Source organism: Nocardia yamanashiensis, from assembly GCF_021183565.1.
In the GTDB taxonomy this organism is placed as follows: domain Bacteria; phylum Actinomycetota; class Actinomycetes; order Mycobacteriales; family Mycobacteriaceae; genus Nocardia; species Nocardia yamanashiensis.
The window spans coordinates 2,971,984-2,995,197 of sequence record NZ_CP089226.1 but is presented as its reverse complement, the minus strand read 5'-3'; the positions used below and the strand labels follow the sequence as shown (position 1 = coordinate 2,995,197).

The following is a 23,214-nucleotide window of genomic DNA, read 5'->3' as shown; positions in this document are numbered from 1 at the left end:
CGCGTCGCGCACCGCGAGTGTCGCCGGTCATTCCAGGGCGTCGACGATCTCGCGGGCCCGGTCCACATAGGCGTGGCCGCCGCCGGTGATGCGGTGGTATCCGGCCTCGGCGACCTTGGCCACCTGATCCGGGTAGCGGCGGCAGCGGTCGATGATCTCGCGCAGTTCGGCGGGGCCGGAGAACAGGAAGCATTCGGATCCGTCCTGCAGCAGCTCGGCGTGCTCGTCGGTGCGTTCGCCCACGAAAAGGCCGCCGGCGGCGGGCACTTCGAAGGTGCGGCAGGTATGGGTGTCGCGATTGTCGGAGTTCAGCAGGACCAGGTTGGCGGTGGTGGCGGCGATCGCGGCGGAGAAGTGCTCGCCGTAGACCGCGCCGCCGATCTCGGCGCCGGTCTGCCAGAGCGGGCGTACCCGCCGCCAGCCGGGGCCGCGTAAGAGCATGTCGCCCCGGTATTCCCGGGCCAGGGCGATGAGCAGGTCGCGGCGGTCGGGGCGGACCGCGCCGATGAAACCGAGCAGGAAACGCCGGACGCCGCGCCGGGCGGTGCGGTGGTGCCAGGCCGGATCGTATGCGCTGCGAACGAATTTCACGTGTTGTGCGCCGCGGGCGGTCAGTTCGGGGACGTTGTGCCATTTGGTGGTGACGATGAGGTCCCACGCCGCTTCGTGCGCGAGGTAGTCCGGGGAGGTGTTGTACGGATTCGACACGTCGTCCGGGCTGTAGTGCACGCGCAGACCGGCCGGTGTGGTCAGCAGCCGCCGCTGGTCCAGATGCACGGATTTGAAGGCGAACAGCACATCCGGGGTGAAAGCCGCGGCGGCGCTTTCGATCTCGTCGTGCAGGGCGGTCACATCCCAGGGCGCGCGCCGGTGCGCGAACTTCGAGTACACCCACGGCGGCGACAGTCGCGCCGGCAGCGTGACCGCGGTGGTGTCGACCACCACCACCTCGTGGCCCGCCTGCCGGAAGCCGTCGGCGAGCGAGCGCGCGTTACTGCCCACCCAGTCGTCGCCGACGAACAGGATTCTCATGCGGGGTCTCCCTTGCCCATGAGTACGGTGGCGGGATCGGATCCGGACGCCCCACTGCGTACCGATCGTTCCCGCACGATGAGCCACCGCACCCGGATGATGTACCACAGCGCGACACCGATTTCCGCGGAAACGGAGCCGTAGACGAGCGTCCAGACCGATTGCGTGCGCACCGCGTAGGCCAGCGCGATCCCCGCGATACAGGTGCCGATGATGGCGCCGATGAGCACGCCCATGGTGTCGCTCTTGACCGGCAGGATCGCGGTGGTCACATACGAGGTGATGGTGGTGGCAGGGAGGATGAGCACTTCCAGGCGCAGCAGGCCGATCGCGCCGTCGAAGTCGTGGCTGTAGATGAGGTGGATGAGCGTCGGCGCGAGCACCCAGACGCTCACCGTGGCGACGGTCGCCACCGTGACCACCGCGACGAGTGCCTGAATCGAATTGCGCCAGAAGCGATCATGGGTGCTGCGCCTGGCCATGCGCGGCAGCAGTGCGAAACCGATGGGGTCCAAACTCGATTGGATGGCGCGCACCAGCCGATCGCCCGCCGAGTACAAGCCCAGCGACGCCGCGTCCAGCACCGCGCTGTATACGGCGGCCGACCCCTGCCCGTATCCGGTGACCAGCATGCGCGAGGTGAAAACCGGTGCCGCCATCCGCACCATGGCCCGCACCCCGTACGGCTTGGCGGGCGGGCCGTAATTGCGCACCGAATCCCACCAGGTCAGCCCGACCGTCGGGGCCGACGAAATCAGCAGGCACAGTACGGCCGTCGTGGCCGTCGGATAGTGCGGCAGCAGCACTATGAGCAGCACCAGATAAACGATCCGCCCGACCCCCTGATACCCGGTCGACGACCCGAACCGCCCCTGCCCGATCAGCAGCCAATCCTCCGACACCGACCAGAACCCGCCCGCGAACAACCCGAGCAGCACCATATGCAACGGCGGCGCCGCCCCCGCCGCCAAACTCCCCAGCAGCGTCGCCCCGATCACCGCGAGCGTCCCCAGCCGAATAGCCAGATAACTCCCGCGCAGCCGATTGATCTCCGCCCGCCCGAGTTCCGACTCGTGCACCCGAGCCGCCAGAAACTGTGTGATCCCCAAGTCCACCAGCAACGACCCGATGAAATACGACGACATCCCGATCGCCAGCAACCCCGTCCCGTGCGGCCCCAACGTCCGAGCCAGCAACGGCACCGTCACCAACGTAATGACGTACTGCCCATACTTCCCGAACGTCACCAACGCGATATCCCGCAGAATCCCCCCGACCCCACCCATCCCATGCCCGGCCTGCTTCCGATGCCGCCCCCGCCCCGGCGAAACCCGCTCCGCCTCCCCACTACCGACCTCCGCCACACCCGGCTGCTGCCCGGCATCCTCCGCTGCCCCATCGCGCGCACCCACCGAATCCCGCTGCCCGCCGGAAAGTCCCGCCACCGGTGCCCACGCGCCGTACGGATCAAGAGTTTCCGGAACGAACGCGTGGTCGCCACCGCTGTCGCCGGCCGTACCGGGTGCATATCCCGTGCCACCGGGAGGAACTGCGTACGTGCCGTGCGGTTTTTGTGTGGACTCGGGGCTTCCGGACGGGGCCGGGTACCCGCCCTGTGGATGTCGCGCGGATTCGGAATATCCGGGCGGCGCGTACCGGCCGCGCGGATTGTGTTCCGAGCCAGGGTTTTCCGTGACTCCCGGGTCCGCGCGGGTCGGCTCGTATGCGGCGCTGGGAGTTTCGGTGGGCAGCGCATAACCGTCGTCGGGATCGGCTGCGGTGGTCCGGCCTTGCGGGGCGGGGCGGTACCCGCCGTGCTGACCGCGTCGCGGGTCGGGACTTTCGTCCGAAGGTGCGTATGCGCCGGTGGCGTCGCGCAGCGGGGCGGGTGCTGCGGGGCGCGGGAGGGTGTTGGCGACGGGGAAGCCCATGGGACTGGTATTCGGTGCGGCGAAGTAGGCGGCGTTGTGGCCGTCGAAGGCGTTGGGGTGGGGGTCGGGGTCGGCGAGGCCGTGGCGCATGGTGCGGCGGCGGCGCAGGCGGTCGAGGGTGCGCAGGGGTGTGGTGGGTGGGTCGTAGCGCGGTAGACGCTCGGTCGGATCGTCCACGGCGTCAGCGTCTTCCGGGCAGACCGGTCAGGAAGGTGGTGACGGCGCGGGCGGATACCGCGACGTCGAAGTCGCGGGCCCGGATTCGGGCGGCGTCGGCGAGTTTGGCGCGCAGTTCCTGGTCGGCGATCAACCGGTCGAGGGCGCGCGTCAGCTGGGCGCGATCGCCGGCGTCCACCAGGAGGCCGTTCACGCCGGGTTCGACGATCTCCTCCGGACCGCCGGGCCGGGTCGCGATCACCGCGCATCCGGCGGCCATGCCTTCCACCACCACCTGGCCGAACGGTTCGGGCAGCACGGAGCAGTGCACTTGAATGTCGGCGTAGTGCAGATACGACTCCGGGTCGTCCACGTGCCCGGTGAACACCACGGGCAGATTCAATGCGGTGGCGTGCATTTCGAGCTCGGCGCGGTAGGGCTCCTCGTCGAAGAAGGTGCCGCCGACCAGATAGACGCTCGCGGGCTGGATCTCGACATCGGCCAGTGCGCGCAGGAACAGATCCTGGCCCTTCCACGGTGCGAGCCGCCCGACCACCACGACGATGGTCTTCGCCGCGGGTCGCTGCGGATCGCTGATCAGCGAGAACGTGTCGTGATCGGTTGCGTTGCGCTCGGTTTCGTCGTCGCTTGCCGTTTCGTCGTCGTCCACCAGTCCCGGGATGGCGTTGCCGCACCGATACTGCGGCTGGTTGTCGAACTCGACGCCCGGGTAGGCCACCAGCGTCCGTCGTCCCCGTGTGCTCAGCGATGCCAGGGTGCCGCGGCTGTTCGCGATGTATCCGTGGGCCACGATCCAGCCCAGCAAGCGCAGTGCGAGGGCTAGCCAGCGGCCGAAGTAGTCGGCCGAAATCCGGTCGTGCACATGCCAGATCAGTGGGACGCGGGCCCGGCGTGCCGCGACCGCGCCCATGAGGAGTGCTTTCGAGCTGCCCGCCACCACCACGGTTCCGTCTAGTTCCCGCACGGTCTCGCCGAGCCGCCAGCCGAGCCGGAGGAGCTGCGCGCATCCGGTGAGCAGGGTGCGTACCCCCGCCTTGTCGATGGTCAGCGCGCGGGTGTCGAAATCGCCGGTGACCGTGCGGGTTTCGATGCCGCGCTCGGCCATGCGCCGCAGCATCGGCCCGTCCTCGGTGTACACCACCGCCGTGCTGGCGGCGGGCATGGCCGAGACCAGGCGCAGCGTGGCCAGTTCCGCCCCGGACGGAGCCGCCGTGTGCGCCAGGAAGATCGCTTTCATGCGCGCCCTCCGGCCAGCTCGGCGTACACCTCGTGATGCCGCCGGGCCGCGACCGCCCAGGAGAACGTTTCCGCGTGCGCGCGGCACTGTTTCGCGTCGGGCCGCACTCCGACCAGCCCGGCATTGATGCGCGCCGCGAGGGCCTCGGCACTACCGGGCGGCACGATGAGTGAGGCGTCCAATTCCCGCACCGAATCGGGCAATCCACCGCAGTCGGAGACGATCGGCGCCCGCCCGGCCGCCAGCGATTCCAGCGCGATGAGCCCGAATCCTTCCAGAGCCAGCGACGGCACCACGGTCAGTTCCGACCGCACATAGAGTTCGGTGAGCTGCTCGTCACTGACCGCGCCGGTGAAGAGAACGGAGTCGTCCCGCCGCGCCAGCGCCCGCAATTCCGGTTCGGCCGTACCGGTTCCGACGATGACCAGCCGCGCATGCGGATGCTCGGCCCGCACCCCCGTCCACGCGCGAATGAGCACATCGATGCCCATCCGCTTCTCCAGCCGCCGCACGCACAGCACCACGCCGTTCTCGGTGGCGGGTTCGGGGGAGGGGAAACGCTCCAGGTCCACGCCCGGCGCGATCACCCGCACCTTCGGCTCCGGCACCCGGTAGTCCTCCACGAGCAATCGCCGAAAATGCTGGGACAGCACGATGAATCGATCCGCCCGCAGATACCGCAGCCGCTCCACCAGGTACTTCGCGCGCACCGGCCAGGCGCTCTCGCCCGCCATCCGGCTCTCGGCCGCCCACGGCCCGTGAAAATGCACCACCAAGGGATGTCGTCCCAACGGCGCGGGACCGTACAGGCAGAAATGCCGGTCCAGCACCGTCCCCGGCCGCAGCGCCTCGCGATCCAGGAATGCCGCGCGTGCCCGCGTCAGCGTGGAACCGCCCGTCGGCCCCCAGCTGCCGCCGCCCGCCGGCGCATCCCCGAAAGCCTTTGCCGTGACGTCGATTTCCCCGCTCGCCGCCAGCGCGGCGGACAGGTCCGTAAAGTATCTGTTCAGCCCCCCGGGAGCCGCTCCGAACCACTCTGACCCGGTCATATACACCCGCACCGGTCGTGCCAACACCCTCACCCCCGGGTCGGTCAGCCACGCTCGAGCCGCGATCGCACACCCGAACGCCCTTGCAGCGCAAGTGTATGCCAATCCGTGCAGCTGGGCGGGCTATCGCCGGGCTAACAACCGGCCGTACGGCTTTGCCGAAGAGTGGGTTACGGTGAGCGGGAACGGGACGTCATCGGAGGAAGAGCGGTCTTGGGGCGGACACTCGAGCGCGGGCAGGTATTCGCGGGCTATCTCGTGGAACGGCTGCTCGGGGTCGGCGGCATGGGCGAGGTGTACCTGGCCCGCGACCGCGATCTGCCGCGCCCGGTCGCCCTGAAACTGCTGGCCCCGGGCAAATCCGACGATCCGGAGGTGCGCGCGCGGTTCCTGCGCGAGGCCGATACCGCGGCCCGGCTGTCGCATCCGAATATCGTCGCGGTGTACGCGCGCGGCAACGACGACCACCGCCTGTGGATGGCCATGCAGTACATCGAGGGCACCGATGTGGCCGAGGTGCTGGCGCAGGGACCGCTGCGGCCGGAGCACGCGGTGCGGATCCTCGGCGAGACCGCCAGGGCCCTGGATCACGCGCATCGCGCGGGCGTCCTGCACCGGGATGTGAAGCCCGCCAATATCCTGCTGGCCTGGGGTCCGGAGCAGCGCGTGTTCCTGGCGGACTTCGGCATCGCCAAGGCTCTCGATCAGACCGGCGCGCTCACCCGCACCGGGGAGATGTACGCGAGCTTCCAGTACGCCTCGCCCGAACAGTTCGAACTGCGCGCGGACCTCGATCAGCGCGCCGACGTGTACGCGCTGGGCTGCACGCTCTTCCACATGCTCACCGGCGAACTGCCCTTCCCCGGCCAGACCACCGCGCAGCTGGTCGCCGGGCATCTGCACGGTGAGATTCCGCACCCCAGCGTGCGGCGGCCCGGTGTGCCAACGGCTTTCGACCAGGTGATCGCGCGGGCGCTCGCCAAGCAACCGGGCGACCGGTACGGCAGCTGCGGTGAACTCGCGGCGGCCGCGGAACAGGCGCTGGGCACGCCGGCCCATACCGGATCGCCGTGGCAGGACCTCGGTCCGCGCCCGGCGTTCGCCCCGCTGCCGGTGTACGGCTCCGGTGTCACCACCCGTCCGCAGGACGCACCGGCCCCGGTGACCACCGGACCGCGGCGCGCCCCGGTGGCCACCACCGGGCCGGGCCACCTGCCGCAACCCGGACCGACCACCCAGGCCGGTATCGCGACCCAGCTCGGTCACCCCACCCAGCCCGAGACGCCGCCGGCCCGACGCGGCCGCAAACGCCTCATCCTGGCCGGGCTGATCGTCGCCGCCGTGCTGGCGGGCGGCATCGGCGTCGGATTCGGCTCCGGCGCACTGCGTTTCACCTTCACCGGCGGCGCGCCCGGCCTGACCGCCACCGACCCGTCCCGCGACGCCGCCATCAAGGCGGCTTGCGATTACGGCCTGCTCATGACCACCTACGACTACAACGACGGCGACGGCTGGCAGACCAAGGTCGTGGCCGGCGCCACCGGCACCTGGAAGACCCAATCGCAGCAGCTGCTGCCCGCCATCCGGCTACTGCTGGAAGCCGATTCCGAGCACAGCCGCGGCACCGACGCGAAATGCGTCATCACCTCGGGGAACACCACCCACTACGAACTGACCGCCGACATCACCGTGGTCAACTCGACCAAGGGCAAGGCCGACACCACCGAGCAGCAGAACATCACCATGTCGATGGACTACGTGGACGGTAAATGGCTGTGCGGCAAGTGGTCCAGCCCGCTGTTCCCGACCTGAACCATTCCGGAGCCGTCGAACCGGAACCGGGTACGCCGCGTATGGCCCCAGGTGCGTCGACGTGCCCTCACCCTGGGGATCCTCGCCACCGCCACCGCCGCGGTGCTGACCGGTTCCATTCCCGCCACCACCGCCCAGCCTTCAGCGCTGGCCCAGCGTCTGCAGATCGGCCTGGACGACACCGTCGCCGGCAGCGATGTGCCCGGCGCGCAGCTGATCCTCCTGGACGGCGATACCGAGATCCAGATCAATAGCGGCGTAAGCGATCTCGGCAACGGCGCGGTCTTCCCCGATCGCGCTCAGGTCCGGATCGCCAGCAATACCAAGTCGTTCGTGGCCGCCGTGGTGCTGCAACTGGTGGGGGAGGGCCGCATCGAACTCGATGCCCCCATCGAGCGCTACCTGCCCGGGGTGGTGCACGCCCCCGGCGGCGACGGCAATCTGATCACCGTGCGAAATCTGCTGCAGCACACCAGCGGGATCCCCGACTACCTCACCGAGCTGGATCTGAACTCGGTGGCGGGCTTGCAGTCCTCCCGCCCGATCGGCGACCTGATCGGCTTGGGCATGGCCAAGAACTCGGAATTCACGCCCGGCGAGAAATCGACATATTCCAATACGAATTATCTGATCGCGGGCGAACTCGTCCGCCAAGTAACAGGGATGCCGGTCGGTATTGAAGTCACCACAAGGATTCTCGTACCGCTGGGACTCAGCGGCACCTACTGGCCGTTGTATCCCGTAGAAAATGTGATACGCCAGCCTCATCCACGTGCATACCACGAATTCGGCGGCGAGCGAATCGATGTCACCGATATCGACCCCGGCTGGGGCCTGCCCGACGGCGCCATGGTGTCCACCGGCGCGGACCTGGACCGGTACTTCGCCGCCCTGCTCGCCGGTCGCGTGGTCGCTCCGGCCCAGCTCGCCGAGATGCGGCGCACCGTGCCGAGCGGCGATTTCCGCCGCTCGGAGGACTTCGGCCTGGGCCTTTTCCACTGGGTCACCTCCTGCGGCCTGGACGCCTGGGGCCACGGCGGCACCATGCACGGCACCTTCGTCTACGGCGGCGCCACCACCACCCGCTCGGTCACGGTGAGCATGAACCAGATTCCCGACATCCTGGCCGCGCGCTCACGGAATATCGACCTGGACGCGGTGGTGGATGCCGCGCTCTGTGCGTAAGATTCGCTGCGGACAACAGGGCCGGGCTCCGGAAGGACAACACTGGTGGGGAAGTCTGGCGCGGGGGAAAGTGCCGGGGAATTCCGAGTACTGGTCGACAACGGCGAGTACTGGTTACGAAATCGCGGTGATCTGGCCATGATGGTCATAACCGTGAACCGAATACGCGAACACTGGCCCCGCGCGCGCGTCGGCATGCTCACCGATCAGCCGCTCGTCATGCGGGCGCTGCTGCCGGACGCCGAACCGCTGTTCGCCACCGCCGGCGGGCATTGGGGCAGAAGCGGTTTGGCGGGCTGGGTGGACCAGCAGACCGGCGCCCGGGTGACCGGACCCGCCGCCCTGCACTGGCGCGCGGCCACCGAAGTGCCCAAGCATCACCTGCGCGGGGTGCGCAACCAGCTGCGCGACCAGGTACGCACGCTGCGTGGCGCCACCCCGCCGGAACCCCCGGCGAGCGGCGGCATTCCGGAGCTGCCGCCGGTGCCGGCCGCGCTGCCGGAGGCGGACCTGGTCATCGCCCAGGGCGGCGGGTACATGACCGACGTCGACCTGTACCAGGCGCACCGCACCCTCAATCTGCTGGAAGCTGCTCAGCGCCAAGGCATTCCGAACGTCATGCTGGGCCAGGGCCTGGGACCCATGACCGATCCGGAACTGCTGCGCCGCTGCGCCGAAGTGCTGCCGGGCGTGGACTACATCGGCCTGCGCGAGGGACTGCAGGGCCCCAAGCTGCTGGCCGACCTCGGCGTCGCCGCCGACCGTGTCCTGGTCACCGGTGACGACGCGGTCGAATTCTCCTATCGCCTGCGCCGCCCGGAGATCGGCACCGATCTCGGCCTGTGCCTGCGCATCTCGGACTATTCGAAAGTCAGCGACACCGCCCGCGACACCCTGGGCGAGGTGATGCGCGCGCAGGCCGTCGCGCTCGACACCCATCTGGCCCCGCTCATCATCTCCGAATACGACGACGAGGACCGGCGTTTCACGCTGCCGCTGCTGGCGCACGCGCCCAAGGTGCGGCCGGTGCTGAGCCGGGCCGGTTCCGCGCAGGACTGCGCCCGGCAGGTCTCGCGCTGCCGCATTCTCGTCACCAGCGCCTACCACCTGGCGGTTTTCGCGCTCTCCCAGGGCATTCCGGCCGTCGCTGTAACGGCCTCCCGGTACTACGACGACAAATTCAATGGATTGGCCGATATGTTCGGCGCCGGATTGCGGGTGGTGCCGCTGGCGACCGGCGACCTCGACACCGAACTGACACGTGCCGTTCGGGAATTGTGGGAGTCGGCGCCGGAACTGCGGGATACGCTGCAGCAGAAGGCGGTTGAGCAGATCGATGCCGGTCGTGCGGGCCTGGATCGGGTATTCCGGCTCGTGGGCGGACGGGAAGGAGACCGGCCCGCCGACACCGTCGTACCAGCTCAGGGGGAATGATGACAGTACTGTCGGTATGCGTCCCGGCCTACAACTCCGGGCGCACCCTGGCTACCACCATGCGCTCGATCCTGGACCAGGACACCGACTGCGAGGTCGTGGTGCTGGACAATGCCAGCGTCGACGACACCGGCGCCATCGCCAGATCCTTCGGTGATCCCCGGGTCAAGGTCTTCCGCAACGAGGAGACGCTGCCGATCGGCGAGAACTGGAACAAGGTGGTCTGGCACGCCACCGGCCGCCTGGTGAAGGTGGTGTGCGCCGACGACATCCTGCTGCCGGGCGCCCTGGCCAAACAGCTGGAGGTGATGGGCGACAACGGCGTCGCCATCTGCTCGTCGAAATTCCAGGTCATCGACGAGACCGGCGCGGTCGAGGAAACCGATCTCGGCCTGCCGGACCTGCTCGGCCCGCGCGATGCCCGCACCCTCATGCGCGTCATCGTGCGGCGCGGTCCCGCCGACTTCGGGCCCACCGCCGCCGCCGTCTTCCGCCGCGCCGATTTCGACCGCGTCGGCGGGTTCCGCGGGGACCTGGTGTTCCCCATGGACGTGGATCTGTTCGCCCGGGTCAGCGCCTTCGGATTGTTCTACGGCCTCCCCGATATCCTTGCCGCCTGGCGCAATTCGAGTTTCAACCTGTGCAGCAACACCTCGACCGTCAGCAAGCTGACCGAGATGCTGCGCTTTCATCACCGGCTGGGTTCGGAGTATCCGCAACTGGTCGGCAAGAGCGCGGTGCTGGCGGGGGATATGCGGCTGGCGCGGGCGGCCGCGGACCGGGTGCGGGTGCGCGCCACGGCCACCGCGTTGCGCCGTCCCGAACTGTTGCACTGAGCATCGGAGCCGGATAGTGAAACGGCGGCCCGGCCGGAAATGGCCGGACCGCCGTGCTTTTCGCCCGGGGTCAATTGGTCCAGAGCGGACCGTAGGTGACGACGGTGTCGCCGTTGCCGGTGACGATGCTGACCCACGGCCGGATGGTGACCTGCCCGAGTACACCGGTGACCGTGCCGTGGAACCCCGACATCTGGATGTAGCCGTCCACCCCCGAGATCGACGCGCCGGCCGCCTCGATGGTCTGGATGCCGGGTCCGAATCCCACCGCGATCTCCAGCCCGAGCTGCGGAATCAGGCTGCCGAGGGTGATTTTCGGATCTTCGCCGACTTCCACGCCGATGCTCGGACTCCACCACTGGAAGCGGATCTTGCCGTCCAGGGTGGCCGGGTAGCCGACCTGGTAGCCCATGGTGATCTTCCCGGACCAGTCCTCGGCCTTGGCGCCGGAGATCTTGAAGGAGGCCCGGCCGTCGTGGAACCACTCCCGGGTCAGCGGATTGCCGTCCAGCGGCGCGACGAAACTTATCTTGGTATCGGATTGGATGGCCTCGACCGTGCGATTCTGCCGGTCCACGATCGAATTGCTGCTGTCGATCGCGGCCGCCGACATGCTGGTGCTCAGGGCCAGGCCCAAGGTCAGCGCGGCGGCGACGGCCGCGGTGCGCACGGTGGCGCGCGAGGTCGAACTGTTCATGATTTCCCCATTCCCTCATCAGGTGCTGCGGCGCGTAATGAGTACGCGGGTAGAGAATTTGCCCACTATCACCGGGATGTTCGGCATCCCGTACTTCACACGACTGTGTCGATCACCCACTTCCCCTGCAGCTCCGGCAGACTGCGTTCGACCTCCGGAAGGAGGTCCGGCAGGGTCAGCAGCACCCGATCCGGTTGCGCGGCAAGCAGTTCCGCCGGATCGATGATGGGTATGTCGGTGCCGGGCATGCGACGGCCGTGCTTGGCGGGGGAGGCGTCGGCCACCGCCGTCAGCAGGCCGCGGTGCGCGCCGGCGAGATGGAACAGCGCGACCGCGCGCGAGGCCGCGCCGTAGGCGTACACCCGGCGTCCGGCCGCGGCCTCCGCTTCCAGCCAGGTGCGCAGCGCGTGCGCCTGGCGGTCGGCCTCCTGTTGCAGGCCGCGCACCGAATCCGGTTCCGTCGCAGCCGATTCCGCGGCGAGTATGCGCTGGATCGCGGCGTCGGCGGCCATCGGCGGATGGACGGCGGCGATCAGGACGGTGCCGCCGTAGAGGTCGAATTCCCAGGCGGTGGCCACGCTCATCCCGGCGGCCGTGACGAGCCGGATCAGGGCGGTGAGGGAGTAGTAGGCGAAATGCCCGTGCCGCAGCGCATTCCATTGGCCCTGGGCGAGGATGGCGTGCAGGGAATGGAACTGCAGCAGCAGCACGCCGCCGGGCGCGGTGGCCGCGGCCCGGGCCGCGAAAGCGGCGCGTTGATCGGGTTCGTGCATGATGCCGAAGCAGTCGATGACCACGTCGGCGGGTTCGGTGGCTTCGGTGAAACCGCGTGCGGCCAGCAGGGGTAGCCAGCTGCCGCCGTGCGGCGAACCGAATTCCCGCACCGTGCGCCCGGACAGCCAGCCGTCCGCGGCCACCCGCGCGAGCGCGTCCGCCGCCTGATCGCGCAGCGCCTGCGGTTCCACCCCGCGCGGTTCGGCCGTGACGGTATCGTCCTCGGCCAGCTGCGCGAGCCCGCAGGCCCGGCATAGGTCCATGGCGAGCGGATGGGCCGCGTCCCCGCCCGGGCGGACCGGTCCCGCTTCCGGAAAGTCGTCTGCAGCAGGCATTTTCCCGAGATCCAGCACCCGGATCAGCGATCCGGAACCACATCCTCGACATCCCCGCGCCGGTCCGATACTCATGGCACCATGACCTCGTGCGCATCGAAACCACCGAGCTGGCCGACGTACTGGTGCTGACCCCGGAACCGTTCCGCGACGGCCGGGGCCTGTTCACCCGCACCTTCGACGCCACCGAATTCGACGACCACTTCGGCAAACCCGGACTGTCGGCGGCGTTCGTGCAGGATTCGCAGTCCCGCTCCTATCGGGGCGTGGTGCGCGGCATGCACGGCCGCTCCGGGCGCGGCGAGGCCAAGCTGGTGCGCTGCGCGCACGGCGCGGTACACGACGTGCTCGTCGATATCCGCCCCGCCTCGCCCACCTTCGGGCAGCAGCGGGCATTCCTGCTGGACGACAACGACTTCCGGCACCTGTACGTGCCGCCCGGGTTCCTGCACGGCTTCCAGGCGCTGAGCCCGGTCGCCGATGTCTGCTACCGCATCGACCGCCCGCACGACGCGGCCGAGGACCTGGGCGTCGCCTACGACGATCCGGACCTGGCCATCGCCTGGCCGCAGCCGGTGACCGTGGTCTCCGATCGCGATGCGGGGGCGGGTTCGTGGCGGCAGCTGCTGGCCGCGCTGGGGCACCTCAAGCCTCGATCCTGATCCGGCGCAGCTCGTCGTCGAGCACCCCGGATTCCTGCAGCGACCTCAGGTGGGCCAGCCGGGTGAAGCGCTGGAAGAAGCCGTCGGCGGTGAGGCCGCGCGCGGTGTACTCGCGATGCAGCTCGGCCGCGCCGGCGGGGATGGTCCAAGCGGCCTCGAACCCCAATTCCGTTCGGGCGCGGGCGAAATCGACCCGGTAGGAACGCGGGTCGGCCCCGCTCTCCCCGGTGATCACCAGCGTCGAATCCGGCACGGCGTTGACCACCGCGCGCGCGATCTCGGCCACGGTGAGGTTGTTGGTCTCGGTGCCGACGTTGTAGGCCCGGCAGGAGATCAGCTCGGCGGGCGCGTCCAGGCAGACCGCGAAAGCGCGCGCGATGTCCTGCGCGTGCACCAGCGGCCGCCACGGGGTGCCGTCGGAGAGCACCTTCACCTCGCCGGTGAGCACCGCGTACCCGACCAGATTGTTGAGCACGATATCGGCGCGCAGGCGCGGCGAGAAGCCGAAAGCGGTGGCATTGCGCAGGAATACCGGGACGAACCCGGAGTCGGCGAGCGCGGCCACATCGTCCTCGACCCGCACCTTGGATTCCGCGTACGGGGTGAGCGGCCGCAGCGGGGCGTCCTCGGTGACCAGGCCGTCCCCGGCCGCGCCGTACACCGAACAGGTGGAGGCGTAGAGGAATCGGCGCACCCCCGCCTCCTTGGCGAGGCGGGCCAGCCGCACCGAGGCGTGATGATTGATGTCGTAGGTGATGCGCGGGGCCAGCGCGCCGAGCGGATCGTTCGACAGCGCCGCCAGATGCACCACCGCGTCGAAGCCGGCCAGCTGTTCGGCCGTCACCTCGCGCAGATCCACGCTCAGCGCCGGCGGGGCGGGCGGCGCCTCGCCCAGTACGCATTCGGCGAAGAAGCCGCTGTCCAAACCGGTCACCCGGTGACCGGCCGCCTCCAGCACCGGCACCATGACGGTGCCCAGATAACCCTGATGTCCGGTGACGAGCACATGCATGATCACGCACCTCCGAAAGTGATGGTGGCCTTGTCCAGCAGGAAGGCCTCGGCGTGCGGGGCGCGGCACTGCACTCCGCGCAGCCGGGACAGGGCCAGGAAGGACTGCTCGTCGAACCAGTCCCGATTGCGTTGCGAGGGATAGTGTTTCAGCAGCAGCGCGGCCTTCGCCTCGGCCAGCGCGGCGGGCAGCGGATGGAACACGGTGGGCTGCGGGGTGTCGTTCTCCCACTTGAGGATCTCGTAGCCCAGCACCAGGTGATCGCGGAACTCGGTCGGCGTCAGCTCGGCCAGCAGCCGATGGTCCTGATGCGCGTCACGGCGTTGCGGCGCGAACACCACCTGGGCGTGCGATCCGCGCCGCAATGCGCCGACCGCGTCCTTGACCCGTTCCCAATGCGCGGGCGCGTACCCGTCCGGCACGTCCAGGATGCGCAGATCGAGATCGGCTCCGGGGCAGAAGGCCTCCAGCGCGGCCTGCTCCTCGAACGCGCGCTCGGTGCCCGCGCCGGACAGCACCAGCGCCCGGATACGCAGTCCCGGAACGGCATTCGACAATGTCAGCAGCGTGCCGCCCAGGCCGATGGCGAGGTCGTCGCAGTGCGCGCCCAGCAGCGCGAGCTCGCGGACCCCGCCGGTATCGAGTCGGATCATGCGTCGGCTGTCTCCCACACCATCCACGGGCGATCGCCCTGCTGATAGCCGGTGTCGAGTTCGGCGCGCTCCTTGAAGGTGTCGGCCGGCTTCCAGAATCCGTGGTGCTGATAGCCGTACAGCCGGCCCTGCGCCGCGAGCGCCCCGCAGGCGTCCTCCACCAGATCGCCGCCCGCCGGCAGATGCTCGAACACCTCCGGGGTGAGCACGAAATAGCCGCCGTTCTCCCAGATGGGCAGTTGCGAGACCGGGGTGATGTTCTTGACCTCACCGGCGGAGTTCACGTCCACACAGTGGAAGGAGGACTGCGGCGGCACGATCATCATCGAGGCCGCGGCCCCGGAATCGCGGAACCGCGAGATCATCTCGTCGAGCGGGGCGTCGGTGAGCACATCGGCGTAATTGGCCAGGAAGTACCGTTCGCCCTCGAGGTGCCCGCGCACCCGGCGCAGGCGTTCCCCGATCGGGGATTCCACGCCGGTGTCGACGAAGGTGATGGTCCAGTCGCTGATATCGGATTGCAGCAGTTCGACCTTGCCGTCGCGGATCACGAAGTCGTTGGACACCGACTCCTGATAGGTGAGGAAGAAGTTCTTGATGTGCGCCGCGCCGTAGCCCAGGCACAGGATGAAGTCCTTGTGGCCGAAATGGGCGTAGTAGCGCATGACGTGCCAGATGAGCGGGCGCGGGCCCACCATCTGCATGGGCTTGGGGATCATGTCCTCGGTGCCGTTGCGCATGCGCATGCCGTAGCCGCCGCAGAAGAGTACGACCTTCACTTCGGTTGCCTTTCCGCGTGATGAAGTGCGGGTAGGGGATAGACGATCTCGCCGCCCCGGTCCAGGACGGGCGCGAGCTGCGCGGTGATCTCGGCTTCGAGATTCCAGGGCAGCACCACGACCACGTCGGGTTTGTCCGCGTCGATGCGGTCCGGGGCATGGATTGGAATCCGGGCGCCCGGGGTGAAACGGCCGTGCTTGTAAGGGTTCCGGTCGACGGTGTACTCGAGCAGGTCGGCGCGGATGCCGCAGTAGTTGAGCAGCGTGTTGCCCTTGCCGGGGGCCCCGTAGCCGACCACGCGTTTGCCGGCGGCCTTGGCGTCCAACAGGAATCGCAGCAGTTCCTGGCGCACGCGTTCGGTGCGCGGGCGCAGTCGCAGGTAGCCGCCGACCTCGTGCAGGCCCGCCTCGGCCTCCATCCGCAACACTTCGGCGACCCGCTCGGTCGGTGCGGCCACGGCCTCCGGTTGCGCCCACAGCCGCAGTGAACCACCATGTGTGCCAAGCAGTTCCACGTCCACCAGGGTGAGGCCCGCGGTGGCGAGGGCACGCTGTGCGGAGAGCGCCGTGTAGTACTGGAAGTGCTCGTGATAGATGGTGTCGAACTGGCCGAGGGTGACCAGGTTCAGCGCGTGATGCACCTCGATGGACAGCCAGCCGTCGTCGGCGAGCAGGCCGCGCAGGGCGCGGGTGAAGCCGCGCAGATCCGGGATGTGGGCGTAGACATTGTTGGCCACCAACAGATTCGCCGGTCCGTGTTCCGCGCGCACCCGGGCCGCGAGCTCCTCGTCGAGGAACGCCGTCACGGTCGGCACGCCCTGCTCGCGGGCCGCCGCGCCGACGTTCACCGAGGGTTCGATGCCCACGCACGGGATGCCCGCGGCCACCGCGTGCTGCAGCAGATAGCCGTCATTGCTGGCGACTTCGACGACGAGGGAGTCCGAATCCAGGCCGAAACGGGCAATGGCATCGTGCACGAAGAGTTTCGCGTGCCGGACCCAGCTGTCGGAATATGAAGAGAAATACGCGTATTCCGAAAAGGTGTCCGCCGGGGTGATCAAGGCCGGAATCTGTAGCAGCAGACAGTTTTCGCACAGGCGCAGGTGGAGCGGGTAGGTCGGCTCGGGCAGATCGAGTTCGGCGGCCGTGAGGAATTTCTCGCACGGCGGGGTCGCCCCGAGATCGAGCACGCTGATCAATTGCTTGGAGTCACATAGACGGCATTGCACGCAGATTCCCCACCTTTCACCGAACCCGGCGCCGGCTATTACGCCCGGCTGAACTTCAGGTCGGCTCGGTCGGGCCTTACGTTACAACAGGATTGGCGTGCCTCGCCGTGCTCCGGCGGAGGCCGGCCCGGGTTCGGGAAGCGGATTTCTGCGACCCGCAGAACTGGGCGTTTGATCGGCTAACCTCCGAGGCTTGCAACCCAAGGCTTACGCCCAGGTCAGACCGGTTGTCCAGGGGGTCGGCACCTGCGAACTTGCGAATAGGGGAAATAGGGGGAAACAAAAACGAAACCGGTCGTGACGGAACCCGCTATTTCCGGGATACACTGGCCCATCGCAAGATTGGCACGTCGCGTCACCCCGGGTGTGTAACACTCGGCAGCGGGCCGCCGAAGAAGTCGGCAGCCCCAATCGGTTTTGTCATGGTCCGGAAAGCCCTTGGGGACCGGCGATCTGCAAGTTCTGTGGAACTGATCAGTGGGGATCGGAACCGAGTTCTCCCGTGGGGGAGGTGCGTTCGTTTCATGAGTTACGAGGTTTCAGCCGGTCGCGCCGTGCGCGTGAATCGGCTGCCGCGACCGGAACCACGGTCGGATCGGGAGCGCTGGCAAGCGGATTACGCGCGCAGGCTATTTTTCAGCGACCTATTCGTGGTGGTGCTGGTGGTCGGCTCGGCGCAATGGATCCGCTTCGGCGGACCCGCCGATCCGCCATTGGCCTCCACCCTGCCGCTGGAAGTGCGCTACACCGTGGTGTCGGCCGTGCTGGCGGTGGCCTGGGCGCTCGCCCTGGCGCTCGCCGGCACCCGCTCCGTTCGCGTAATCGGCAGTGGCACAGAGGAATACCGGCGGATCGTGGCGGCGTCGCTGAAGCTGTTCGGCGGCATCGCCATCGTCTCGCTGCTGCTGCGGGTGGACATCGCCCGCGGCTATCTGGCCTTCGCGCTGCCGCTGGGCATGCTGGGGCTGATGCTGGAACGGCGCGTGTGGCGGGGCTGGGTGGCGCAGCGTCGCGCCCGCGGCGAATACCGCACGGCCGTGCTGGTGGTCGGCAGTCCGGACGCGGCCCGCGCCATGGTCGGCGCGTTCTCCCGCGATCCCGAAGGCGGGTACCAGGTCATCGGGGTGTGCACCCGTGAGGAGGGCGAGCTGGCCGAGCGCGGTCTCGCGGTGGGGGAGAAGGTGATTCCCATCGTGGGCAGCGACCGCGGCGTCATCGAGGCCGTGCAGCGCAGCGGGGCCGATACGGTCGCGGTCACCGCCACCGACAATCTCGGGCCGGCCGACTTCCGGCGCATGGCTTGGGAATTGGATCCGCTGGGGGTGGAGCTCATCGTCGCCCCCGGGCTGGTGGACATCGCCGGCACCCGGCTGACCCACCGGCTGCTGGCCGATATGCCCATGCTGCACGTGGAAAAGCCGCAATACGACCGCGCCAAGTCGATTCGGAAGGCGCTCTTCGACTTCTGCTTCGCATTCTTCGCAGTGGCGGCCATCGCGCCCGTGCTGTGCGCCATCGCCCTCGCGGTGAAGGTGAGCAGCCGGGGGCCGGTGTTCTATCGATCGGAACGAATCGGACGGGACGGGCAGCCGTTCCGGATGATCAAGTTCCGCAGCATGTTCGCCGACGCCGACGCGCACATCAACGCGCTCATCGACAGCAACGGCGGGAACCCGCTGTTCTTCAAGATGCGCGACGATCCGCGGGTGACGCCGGTGGGGCGGGTGATCCGCAAGTACTCGCTCGACGAACTGCCGCAGTTCTTCAATGTGCTGCGCGGGGAGATGAGCATCGTCGGGCCGCGCCCGCAGGTGCAGCGGGAGGTCGATTCCTACGACGGCGTGATGCGGCGGCGGCTGCTGGTGAAGCCGGGCGTGACGGGGCTGTGGCAGGTGAGTGGCCGTTCGGATCTGACGCCGGAGGATGCGATGCGGCTGGACCTGTCCTATGTCGAGAACTGGTCCATGGTGCTCGATCTGCTCTTGATCGCCAAGACGATCGGGGCCGTGACCAGGGGTGAAGGGGCTTACTGAGACTGCTTTGCGCCTCGGAGAACAGGGCCCGCCGCAGTGTCGCGGCGGGCCCTGCCGCGGTGCTGACGCATCAAGTGAACAGGATTTACTAATAGGTGTTCACAAAGTGGGGTGTGGTGTGGTTCACTCGTCGGCGAACGTGTTCCAAAGGAGGTACCCGTGTCCGCGCCGTCCATTCCCACCCCGTTCGATTTCACCGATCCGGACCTGCTCGCCCAGCGTCTTCCCGTCGAGGAATTCGCCGCGCTCCGCCGCACCACCCCCGTCGCCTGGGTTCCCCAGGCCGGCAGCGGGTTCAAGGACGACGGCTACTGGGCCGTCACCAAGATGGATGACATCAAGGAGATCTCGAAGACTCCGGAGGTGTACTCCTCCGAGGAGAACACCGCGGTCATCCGCTTCTACGACGACATCATGCGCGAGGAGATCGAGGTCCAGCGGTTCCTGCTGCTGAACCAGGATCCGCCGCGCCACACCAAGCTGCGCCGCATCGTCTCCAAGGGCTTCACCCCCCGCGCGGTCGAGTCGCTGCGCAACGCGCTGCGCGACCGCGCCGAGCGAATCGTGCACGAGGCCAAGAAGAACGGCTCCGGCGACTTCGTCAAGGACGTCGCGTGCGAGCTGCCGCTGCAGGCCATCGCCGAGCTGATCGGCGTCCCGCAGGAAGATCGCGGCAAGATCTTCGACTGGACCAATCAGATGATCTCCTACGACGATCCCGACTTCGAGGGCGACCACAAGGTCGCCACCGCCGAGGTCATGGGCTACTCGTGGAATCTGGCCGAGCAGAAGCGCGGCTGCCCCGTCGATCACGGCCAGGCCGAGGACATCATGTCCACGCTGCTGAACGCCGACGTCGACGGCGAAGCGCTGAACTCCGAGGAATTCGCCTGGTTCGTCATCCTTTTGGCGGTCGCCGGCAACGAGACCACCCGTAATGCCATCACCCACGGCATGAAGGCGTTCGTCGACAATCCGGAGCAGTGGGAGATCTACCGCGAGCAGCGTCCGCGCACCGCTCCGGACGAGATCGTCCGCTGGGCCACCCCGGTCATCGCCTTCCAGCGCACCGTGCTGCAGGACACCGTGCTCGGCGGCCAGGAGCTCAAGACCGGGCAGCGGGTCGGAATGTTCTACTCCGCCGCCAACTTCGACGAGGAAGTCTTCGACAAGCCTTTCGAGTTCAACGTCCTCCGGAACCCGAATCCCCATGTAGGCTTCGGCGGCACGGGCACCCACTTCTGCGTGGGCGCCAACCTCGCTCGCCTGGAGATCGACCTCATGTTCAACGCCATCGCCGATGTGATGCCGAACCTGAGCCAGGTTTCCGACCCGGTCCGGCTGCGCTCGGGCTGGCTGAACGGCATCAAGAGCTGGCAGGTCAAGTACGAATGACAGAGACGACCAAGCGACGCGGGCGGATGCCTGCGGTAAGCGATGCCGACATTCGTCGCGTCGCTAGGTCGCTCTTGGTGGCGCAGGGCCCCGAAGCGGTCACCCTGCGCGCCATCGCCCGCGAACTCGGCATCACCGCCCCCGCGCTCTACCGCTATTACGAATCCCGCGACGATCTGGTCACCGCCGTCCGCATGGACGTCTGCGCCGACCTGGCCATCGATCTCGCCGCCGCCCTCGCCGATCTCCCCGACGACGCGGCCGTGCACTTCTTCGCCGTCTGCCGCGGCTTCCGCCAGTGGGCCCTGACCCACTCCCGCGAATTCACCCTGGTCTTCGCCTCCCCGACGACCTCCGGAATCAACAGCGCCATGCAGCAATTCGGTGAACCGGTCGGCCGCCTCTTCCTCGGCGCCGCCGGCCGCCTCCTCACCGACTACGACGTCGTAACTCCCCCAACCGAACTCATCCCCCCCGAACTCCGCGACGACCTGATCCGCTTCCAATCGGACCTCCTGCGCGTCCTGGCCGAATCCGGCCAGAAGTTCCCCGCCGAAAAACTCGACCTCGGCGTCAGCTACGTCATGATCCAATTCTGGGCCCGCCTCTACGGCCACGTAACCCTCGAAGTCTTCGGCAACTACCCCATCCCCATCACCAACCCCGACGCCCTCTTCGACTCCACCCTCGCCGACATCGGCCGCAGCATCGGCCTCGGCCCGGTCGGCTGACGCCGCCTCAGCACCCGTTCGACGCTCAACCGAAGGGTGGATGAAGCCTGCGGATGGCGCCGGAGGGGTGCAGGATGGGCGGAGGCGGAAGCGAATTGTGTTGGAGGGCGGGGCATTGGCCGGACAGGAGTGGGAGCGCGGTTCCGTGGCCGGGACGGCGTTGCGGTGGCGGCGGATCGGGTGGGTGGCCGGGGTGCTTGGGCTGTATGGGGCGGGGCTCGGGGTGATGTATGCGGAGGGGTTGTCGGAGCTGTATTACCGGTTCGATGTGGTTTCGATTTGGTTGTGGCCGGTGTGTTGGGCTGCGGGGCTGGTGGTTTATGGGGCGTTCGCGGGGAAGCTCGTGCGGCGGACGTGGGTGTGGGTGGTGGGGGCGGTTCCGCTGGCGGTGGTGACCGTTTCGCTGTGGGTGTTGATGCTGATCGCGTCGGCGCTGATTTCGGATGACAGCGAGGTGGTTGCCGTGCGGGTCAGTGCGGATGGGCGGCATGAGCTGGTGACCGAGTACTTCACCAATATGATCGATCCGTCGTGCCGGGTCTGGCTGCGGGAGCGCGATGGGCTGTTCGCCAGGCGGGCCCTGGTGTGGAAGCGGATCGAGGCGAATTGTCCTGCGGGCGTGGCATTCGCCGAGGGCAACACGATCGCCATTACCGAGCGGGAGGGGCGCGCTCCGCTGTCCACGACGTTCGATCCGGAGCGGATGGTGGTGGCCGAGAGGCTGCCGGTCAGCGGGCGGTGAAGCGGGGGCGGCGGAGGGTGCCGAAGCGTTGGAGGATGCGGGGGCGGCGGAGGTCTCGGGCTATCCACTCGCCGAGGGTTACGCCGGCGGCGAGGGCCAGGCCGACGGCGAAGGCGCTCAGGAGTTGGTTGAGGCCGATGAGTTGTTCGTCGTTGAGGAGGGCGTAGAGGCCGCGGTAGACGCGGAGGCCGGGGAGCAGGGGGGTGATGCCTGCGATGGCTACGACCAGCGGGGGAGTGAGGGCTCGGCGGGCCAGGAGGCCGCCGGATAGGCCGACGATTACGGCGGCTACGCCGGAGGAGACGATGGGGCCGAAGCCGAGTTGTTCGGCCAGCAGGTACACGATGATGGCGGCCGCGCCGCTGAAGGCGGCGACGGCGAGGGCGCGGCGTTCGGCGTAGCAGGCCAGGGCGAAGGCCATGGAGGTCAGGCCGCCGGCGAGAAGTTTGAGGGGGAGGTTGGTGAGGTCGCGGGCGGGGGCCATGTCGACCGACGGGACCGAGAGATTGAGGAGTTCGGCTACGCGGAGGGTGAGGACGATGCCGGCGATGATGCCGCCGGTCATCATGATCACCTCTAGCATGCGGGCGGCGGCGGTGATGGGGGCGCCGGTGATGGCGTCCTCGACCGCACCGACCAATTGCAGACCGGCCAGCAGAACCGCGATGCCGGCGGCGATGATCAAAGCCGGATCCAGGTGCAGGGTGCTGACATAGGAACTGACCAGCACCGCGGGAATGGCGGCGATGACGCCACCGGCCATGTGCTGGAAGAAGAACGGCAGGCCGCGCCGGTTCAGGCGGCGATTGGTGCGGTCGATGGCGGTGGTGGTCGCGAAACTGAGCAGGGCGATCAACCAGCCGCCGTTCAGCAGCAGCGCCACCGCCGCGGCCATCAGCGCCCACCCGAAGGTCGCCACCCAGCGGTGATACGGGTGCGGCGCCGTGGTGTCTCGTCGAGCGCTTCGAGAGCCTCTTCCGGCGGCGGCAATTCCCGGCGGATGCGGCGGGTCAGCCGGTCCACGGCGGCCAGCCGGGTGAAGTCGAGGGACCGATAATGCACCACCCGCATGGTCGAGGCGGGCGGTAGTCGCGGACCGCGATCGGCGGAGATGCGGATCGAGTTGTAGGTGACGTCGATATCGACCTGCGCCAAGCCGTAGGTGGCGGCGATGAATTCGATCTGGGTGGTGGTGTCGGTGACCGCGGTGCCCGAGGCCAGCACCACCTCCCCGACCCGTTCGGCCAGATCCAGCACGCGGGTCACTTCGGCATCGTCGGTCAGATCGATCGGCTGCAGCGGCGCGGGCGCCTCGACCACGGCGTCCGCGGTGGCGCGGCGCTCGCCCAGCACCCGGTCGACGGCCCGGCTCAGCCAGCGCTGCCACCGGCCGGGAGCGCTCGCCGCACCGATTGACTGCTCGGTTGCCAGCTCATTGCTCACAAGAGAAACGTACACGGGTGCCATAGATCACCGGGG

Annotated in this window: 19 protein-coding genes and 1 pseudogene; 9 read left to right on the top strand and 11 right to left on the bottom strand. The window is 68.4% G+C overall.

Translation table 11 applies throughout. The features are described from left to right. Nucleotides 1–27: 27 nt before the first annotated feature. The 4 genes from LTV02_RS14485 to LTV02_RS14470 form a co-directional block, all read right to left on the bottom strand. Nucleotides 28–1,032: a CgeB family protein gene (locus LTV02_RS14485; RefSeq protein ID WP_233040489.1), complete on the bottom strand. Its 1,005-nt coding sequence runs from the start codon at nt 1,030–1,032 to the stop codon at nt 28–30. Beyond that, complete coding sequence (locus LTV02_RS14480; protein ID WP_233041579.1) at nt 1,029–2,318, bottom strand: lipopolysaccharide biosynthesis protein; 1,290 nt, start codon at nt 2,316–2,318, stop codon at nt 1,029–1,031. The genes LTV02_RS14485 and LTV02_RS14480 overlap by 4 nt, the downstream gene beginning before the upstream one ends. Before the next feature lie 826 nt (nt 2,319–3,144). Then, nucleotides 3,145–4,377 carry a glycosyltransferase family 4 protein gene (locus LTV02_RS14475; protein ID WP_233040488.1) on the bottom strand — a complete coding sequence of 411 codons (1,233 nt, stop codon included), beginning with the start codon at nt 4,375–4,377 and terminating at the stop codon, nt 3,145–3,147. Further along, entirely contained in the window at nt 4,374–5,426 is a 1,053-nt protein-coding gene (locus LTV02_RS14470; protein WP_233040487.1) for a glycosyltransferase family 4 protein, read from the bottom strand. The genes LTV02_RS14475 and LTV02_RS14470 overlap by 4 nt, the downstream gene beginning before the upstream one ends. A gap of 213 nt (nt 5,427–5,639) precedes the next feature. Between LTV02_RS14470 and LTV02_RS14465 the strand changes: the two genes are divergently transcribed. Genes LTV02_RS14465 through LTV02_RS14450 form a run of 4 tightly spaced genes read left to right on the top strand, consistent with a single transcriptional unit; the run spans nt 5,640 to nt 10,693 of the window. Then, nucleotides 5,640–7,238: a serine/threonine-protein kinase gene (locus tag LTV02_RS14465; RefSeq protein WP_233040486.1), complete on the top strand. Its 1,599-nt coding sequence runs from the start codon at nt 5,640–5,642 to the stop codon at nt 7,236–7,238. Nucleotides 7,239–7,289: 51 nt separating this feature from the next. Continuing rightward, complete coding sequence (locus LTV02_RS14460) at nt 7,290–8,423, top strand: serine hydrolase domain-containing protein (RefSeq protein WP_233040485.1); 1,134 nt, start codon at nt 7,290–7,292, stop codon at nt 8,421–8,423. Nucleotides 8,424–8,468: 45 nt separating this feature from the next. Further along, a complete protein-coding gene (locus tag LTV02_RS14455; RefSeq protein ID WP_233040484.1) occupies nt 8,469–9,857 on the top strand; it encodes a polysaccharide pyruvyl transferase family protein in 1,389 nt (462 codons plus the stop codon). Then, entirely contained in the window at nt 9,854–10,693 is an 840-nt protein-coding gene (locus tag LTV02_RS14450) for a glycosyltransferase family 2 protein (protein ID WP_067709805.1), read from the top strand. The genes LTV02_RS14455 and LTV02_RS14450 overlap by 4 nt, the downstream gene beginning before the upstream one ends. Nucleotides 10,694–10,763: 70 nt before the next feature. Here LTV02_RS14450 and LTV02_RS14445 read toward each other — a convergent pair whose 3' ends face one another. Further along, a complete protein-coding gene (locus tag LTV02_RS14445) occupies nt 10,764–11,390 on the bottom strand; it encodes an MspA family porin (protein ID WP_157762102.1) in 627 nt (208 codons plus the stop codon). 95 nt (nt 11,391–11,485) lie between these two features. After that, nucleotides 11,486–12,574: a class I SAM-dependent methyltransferase gene (locus LTV02_RS14440; RefSeq protein ID WP_408639363.1), complete on the bottom strand. Its 1,089-nt coding sequence runs from the start codon at nt 12,572–12,574 to the stop codon at nt 11,486–11,488. Nucleotides 12,575–12,588: 14 nt separating this feature from the next. On the opposite strand from LTV02_RS14440, the gene rfbC reads away from it, so the two are divergent. Further along, entirely contained in the window at nt 12,589–13,161 is a 573-nt protein-coding gene (gene rfbC / locus LTV02_RS14435) for a dTDP-4-dehydrorhamnose 3,5-epimerase (RefSeq protein ID WP_233040482.1), read from the top strand. On the opposite strand, the gene LTV02_RS14430 is transcribed toward rfbC, so the two are convergent. Genes LTV02_RS14430 through LTV02_RS14415 form a run of 4 tightly spaced genes read right to left on the bottom strand, consistent with a single transcriptional unit; the run spans nt 13,145 to nt 16,834 of the window. Further along, nucleotides 13,145–14,173: an NAD-dependent epimerase/dehydratase family protein gene (locus LTV02_RS14430; protein ID WP_233040481.1), complete on the bottom strand. Its 1,029-nt coding sequence runs from the start codon at nt 14,171–14,173 to the stop codon at nt 13,145–13,147. The two genes, rfbC and LTV02_RS14430, sit on opposite strands and share 17 nt — an antisense overlap. A gap of 2 nt (nt 14,174–14,175) precedes the next feature. Further along, nucleotides 14,176–14,826, bottom strand: a complete 651-nt coding sequence (locus tag LTV02_RS14425; protein ID WP_233040480.1) for a PIG-L deacetylase family protein — start codon at nt 14,824–14,826, stop codon at nt 14,176–14,178. Further along, the gene (locus tag LTV02_RS14420; protein WP_067709798.1) at nt 14,823–15,605 is read right to left on the bottom strand and encodes a sugar phosphate nucleotidyltransferase; all 783 of its coding nucleotides are present in this window, start codon (nt 15,603–15,605) and stop codon (nt 14,823–14,825) included. Before LTV02_RS14420 ends, LTV02_RS14425 begins: the two co-directional genes overlap by 4 nt. Beyond that, nucleotides 15,602–16,834: a class I SAM-dependent methyltransferase gene (locus tag LTV02_RS14415; protein ID WP_233040479.1), complete on the bottom strand. Its 1,233-nt coding sequence runs from the start codon at nt 16,832–16,834 to the stop codon at nt 15,602–15,604. The genes LTV02_RS14420 and LTV02_RS14415 overlap by 4 nt, the downstream gene beginning before the upstream one ends. A gap of 524 nt (nt 16,835–17,358) precedes the next feature. Between LTV02_RS14415 and LTV02_RS14410 the strand changes: the two genes are divergently transcribed. The 4 genes from LTV02_RS14410 to LTV02_RS14395 all read left to right on the top strand — a co-directional run bounded on the left by LTV02_RS14410 (nt 17,359) and on the right by LTV02_RS14395 (nt 21,735). Next, the gene (locus LTV02_RS14410) at nt 17,359–18,867 is read left to right on the top strand and encodes a sugar transferase (RefSeq protein ID WP_233040478.1); all 1,509 of its coding nucleotides are present in this window, start codon (nt 17,359–17,361) and stop codon (nt 18,865–18,867) included. 159 nt (nt 18,868–19,026) lie between these two features. Continuing rightward, nucleotides 19,027–20,262 (top strand): cytochrome P450, encoded by a 1,236-nt coding sequence (locus LTV02_RS14405; RefSeq protein WP_067709793.1) that lies wholly within the window; start codon nt 19,027–19,029, stop codon nt 20,260–20,262. 77 nt (nt 20,263–20,339) lie between these two features. After that, nucleotides 20,340–20,993: a TetR/AcrR family transcriptional regulator gene (locus LTV02_RS14400; RefSeq protein WP_332909578.1), complete on the top strand. Its 654-nt coding sequence runs from the start codon at nt 20,340–20,342 to the stop codon at nt 20,991–20,993. Nucleotides 20,994–21,108: 115 nt separating this feature from the next. Continuing rightward, nucleotides 21,109–21,735: a hypothetical protein gene (locus LTV02_RS14395; protein ID WP_233040477.1), complete on the top strand. Its 627-nt coding sequence runs from the start codon at nt 21,109–21,111 to the stop codon at nt 21,733–21,735. On the opposite strand, the pseudogene LTV02_RS14390 reads toward LTV02_RS14395, so the two are convergent. Further along, nucleotides 21,722–23,148 (bottom strand): annotated as a pseudogene (locus tag LTV02_RS14390) (threonine/serine ThrE exporter family protein). The gene LTV02_RS14395 and the pseudogene LTV02_RS14390 sit on opposite strands and share 14 nt — an antisense overlap. Between the last annotated feature and the right edge of the window lie 66 nt (nt 23,149–23,214).

What these genes read in the sequence shown, in the direction of transcription:
- LTV02_RS14430 (WP_233040481.1), bottom strand. Translation starts at nt 14,173, where the DNA reads ATGCATGTGCTCGTCACCGGACATCAGGGTTATCTGGGCACCGTCATG.
- LTV02_RS14475 (WP_233040488.1), bottom strand. Translation starts at nt 4,377, where the DNA reads ATGAAAGCGATCTTCCTGGCGCACACGGCGGCTCCGTCCGGGGCGGAA.
- LTV02_RS14425 (WP_233040480.1), bottom strand. Translation starts at nt 14,826, where the DNA reads ATGATCCGACTCGATACCGGCGGGGTCCGCGAGCTCGCGCTGCTGGGC.
- LTV02_RS14410 (WP_233040478.1), top strand. Translation starts at nt 17,359, where the DNA reads ATGAGTTACGAGGTTTCAGCCGGTCGCGCCGTGCGCGTGAATCGGCTG.
- LTV02_RS14440 (WP_408639363.1), bottom strand. Translation starts at nt 12,574, where the DNA reads ATGAGTATCGGACCGGCGCGGGGATGTCGAGGATGTGGTTCCGGATCG.
- LTV02_RS14450 (WP_067709805.1), top strand. Translation starts at nt 9,854, where the DNA reads ATGATGACAGTACTGTCGGTATGCGTCCCGGCCTACAACTCCGGGCGC.
- LTV02_RS14480 (WP_233041579.1), bottom strand. Translation starts at nt 2,318, where the DNA reads ATGGGTGGGGTCGGGGGGATTCTGCGGGATATCGCGTTGGTGACGTTC.
- LTV02_RS14485 (WP_233040489.1), bottom strand. Translation starts at nt 1,032, where the DNA reads ATGAGAATCCTGTTCGTCGGCGACGACTGGGTGGGCAGTAACGCGCGC.
- LTV02_RS14445 (WP_157762102.1), bottom strand. Translation starts at nt 11,390, where the DNA reads ATGAACAGTTCGACCTCGCGCGCCACCGTGCGCACCGCGGCCGTCGCC.
- LTV02_RS14470 (WP_233040487.1), bottom strand. Translation starts at nt 5,426, where the DNA reads ATGACCGGGTCAGAGTGGTTCGGAGCGGCTCCCGGGGGGCTGAACAGA.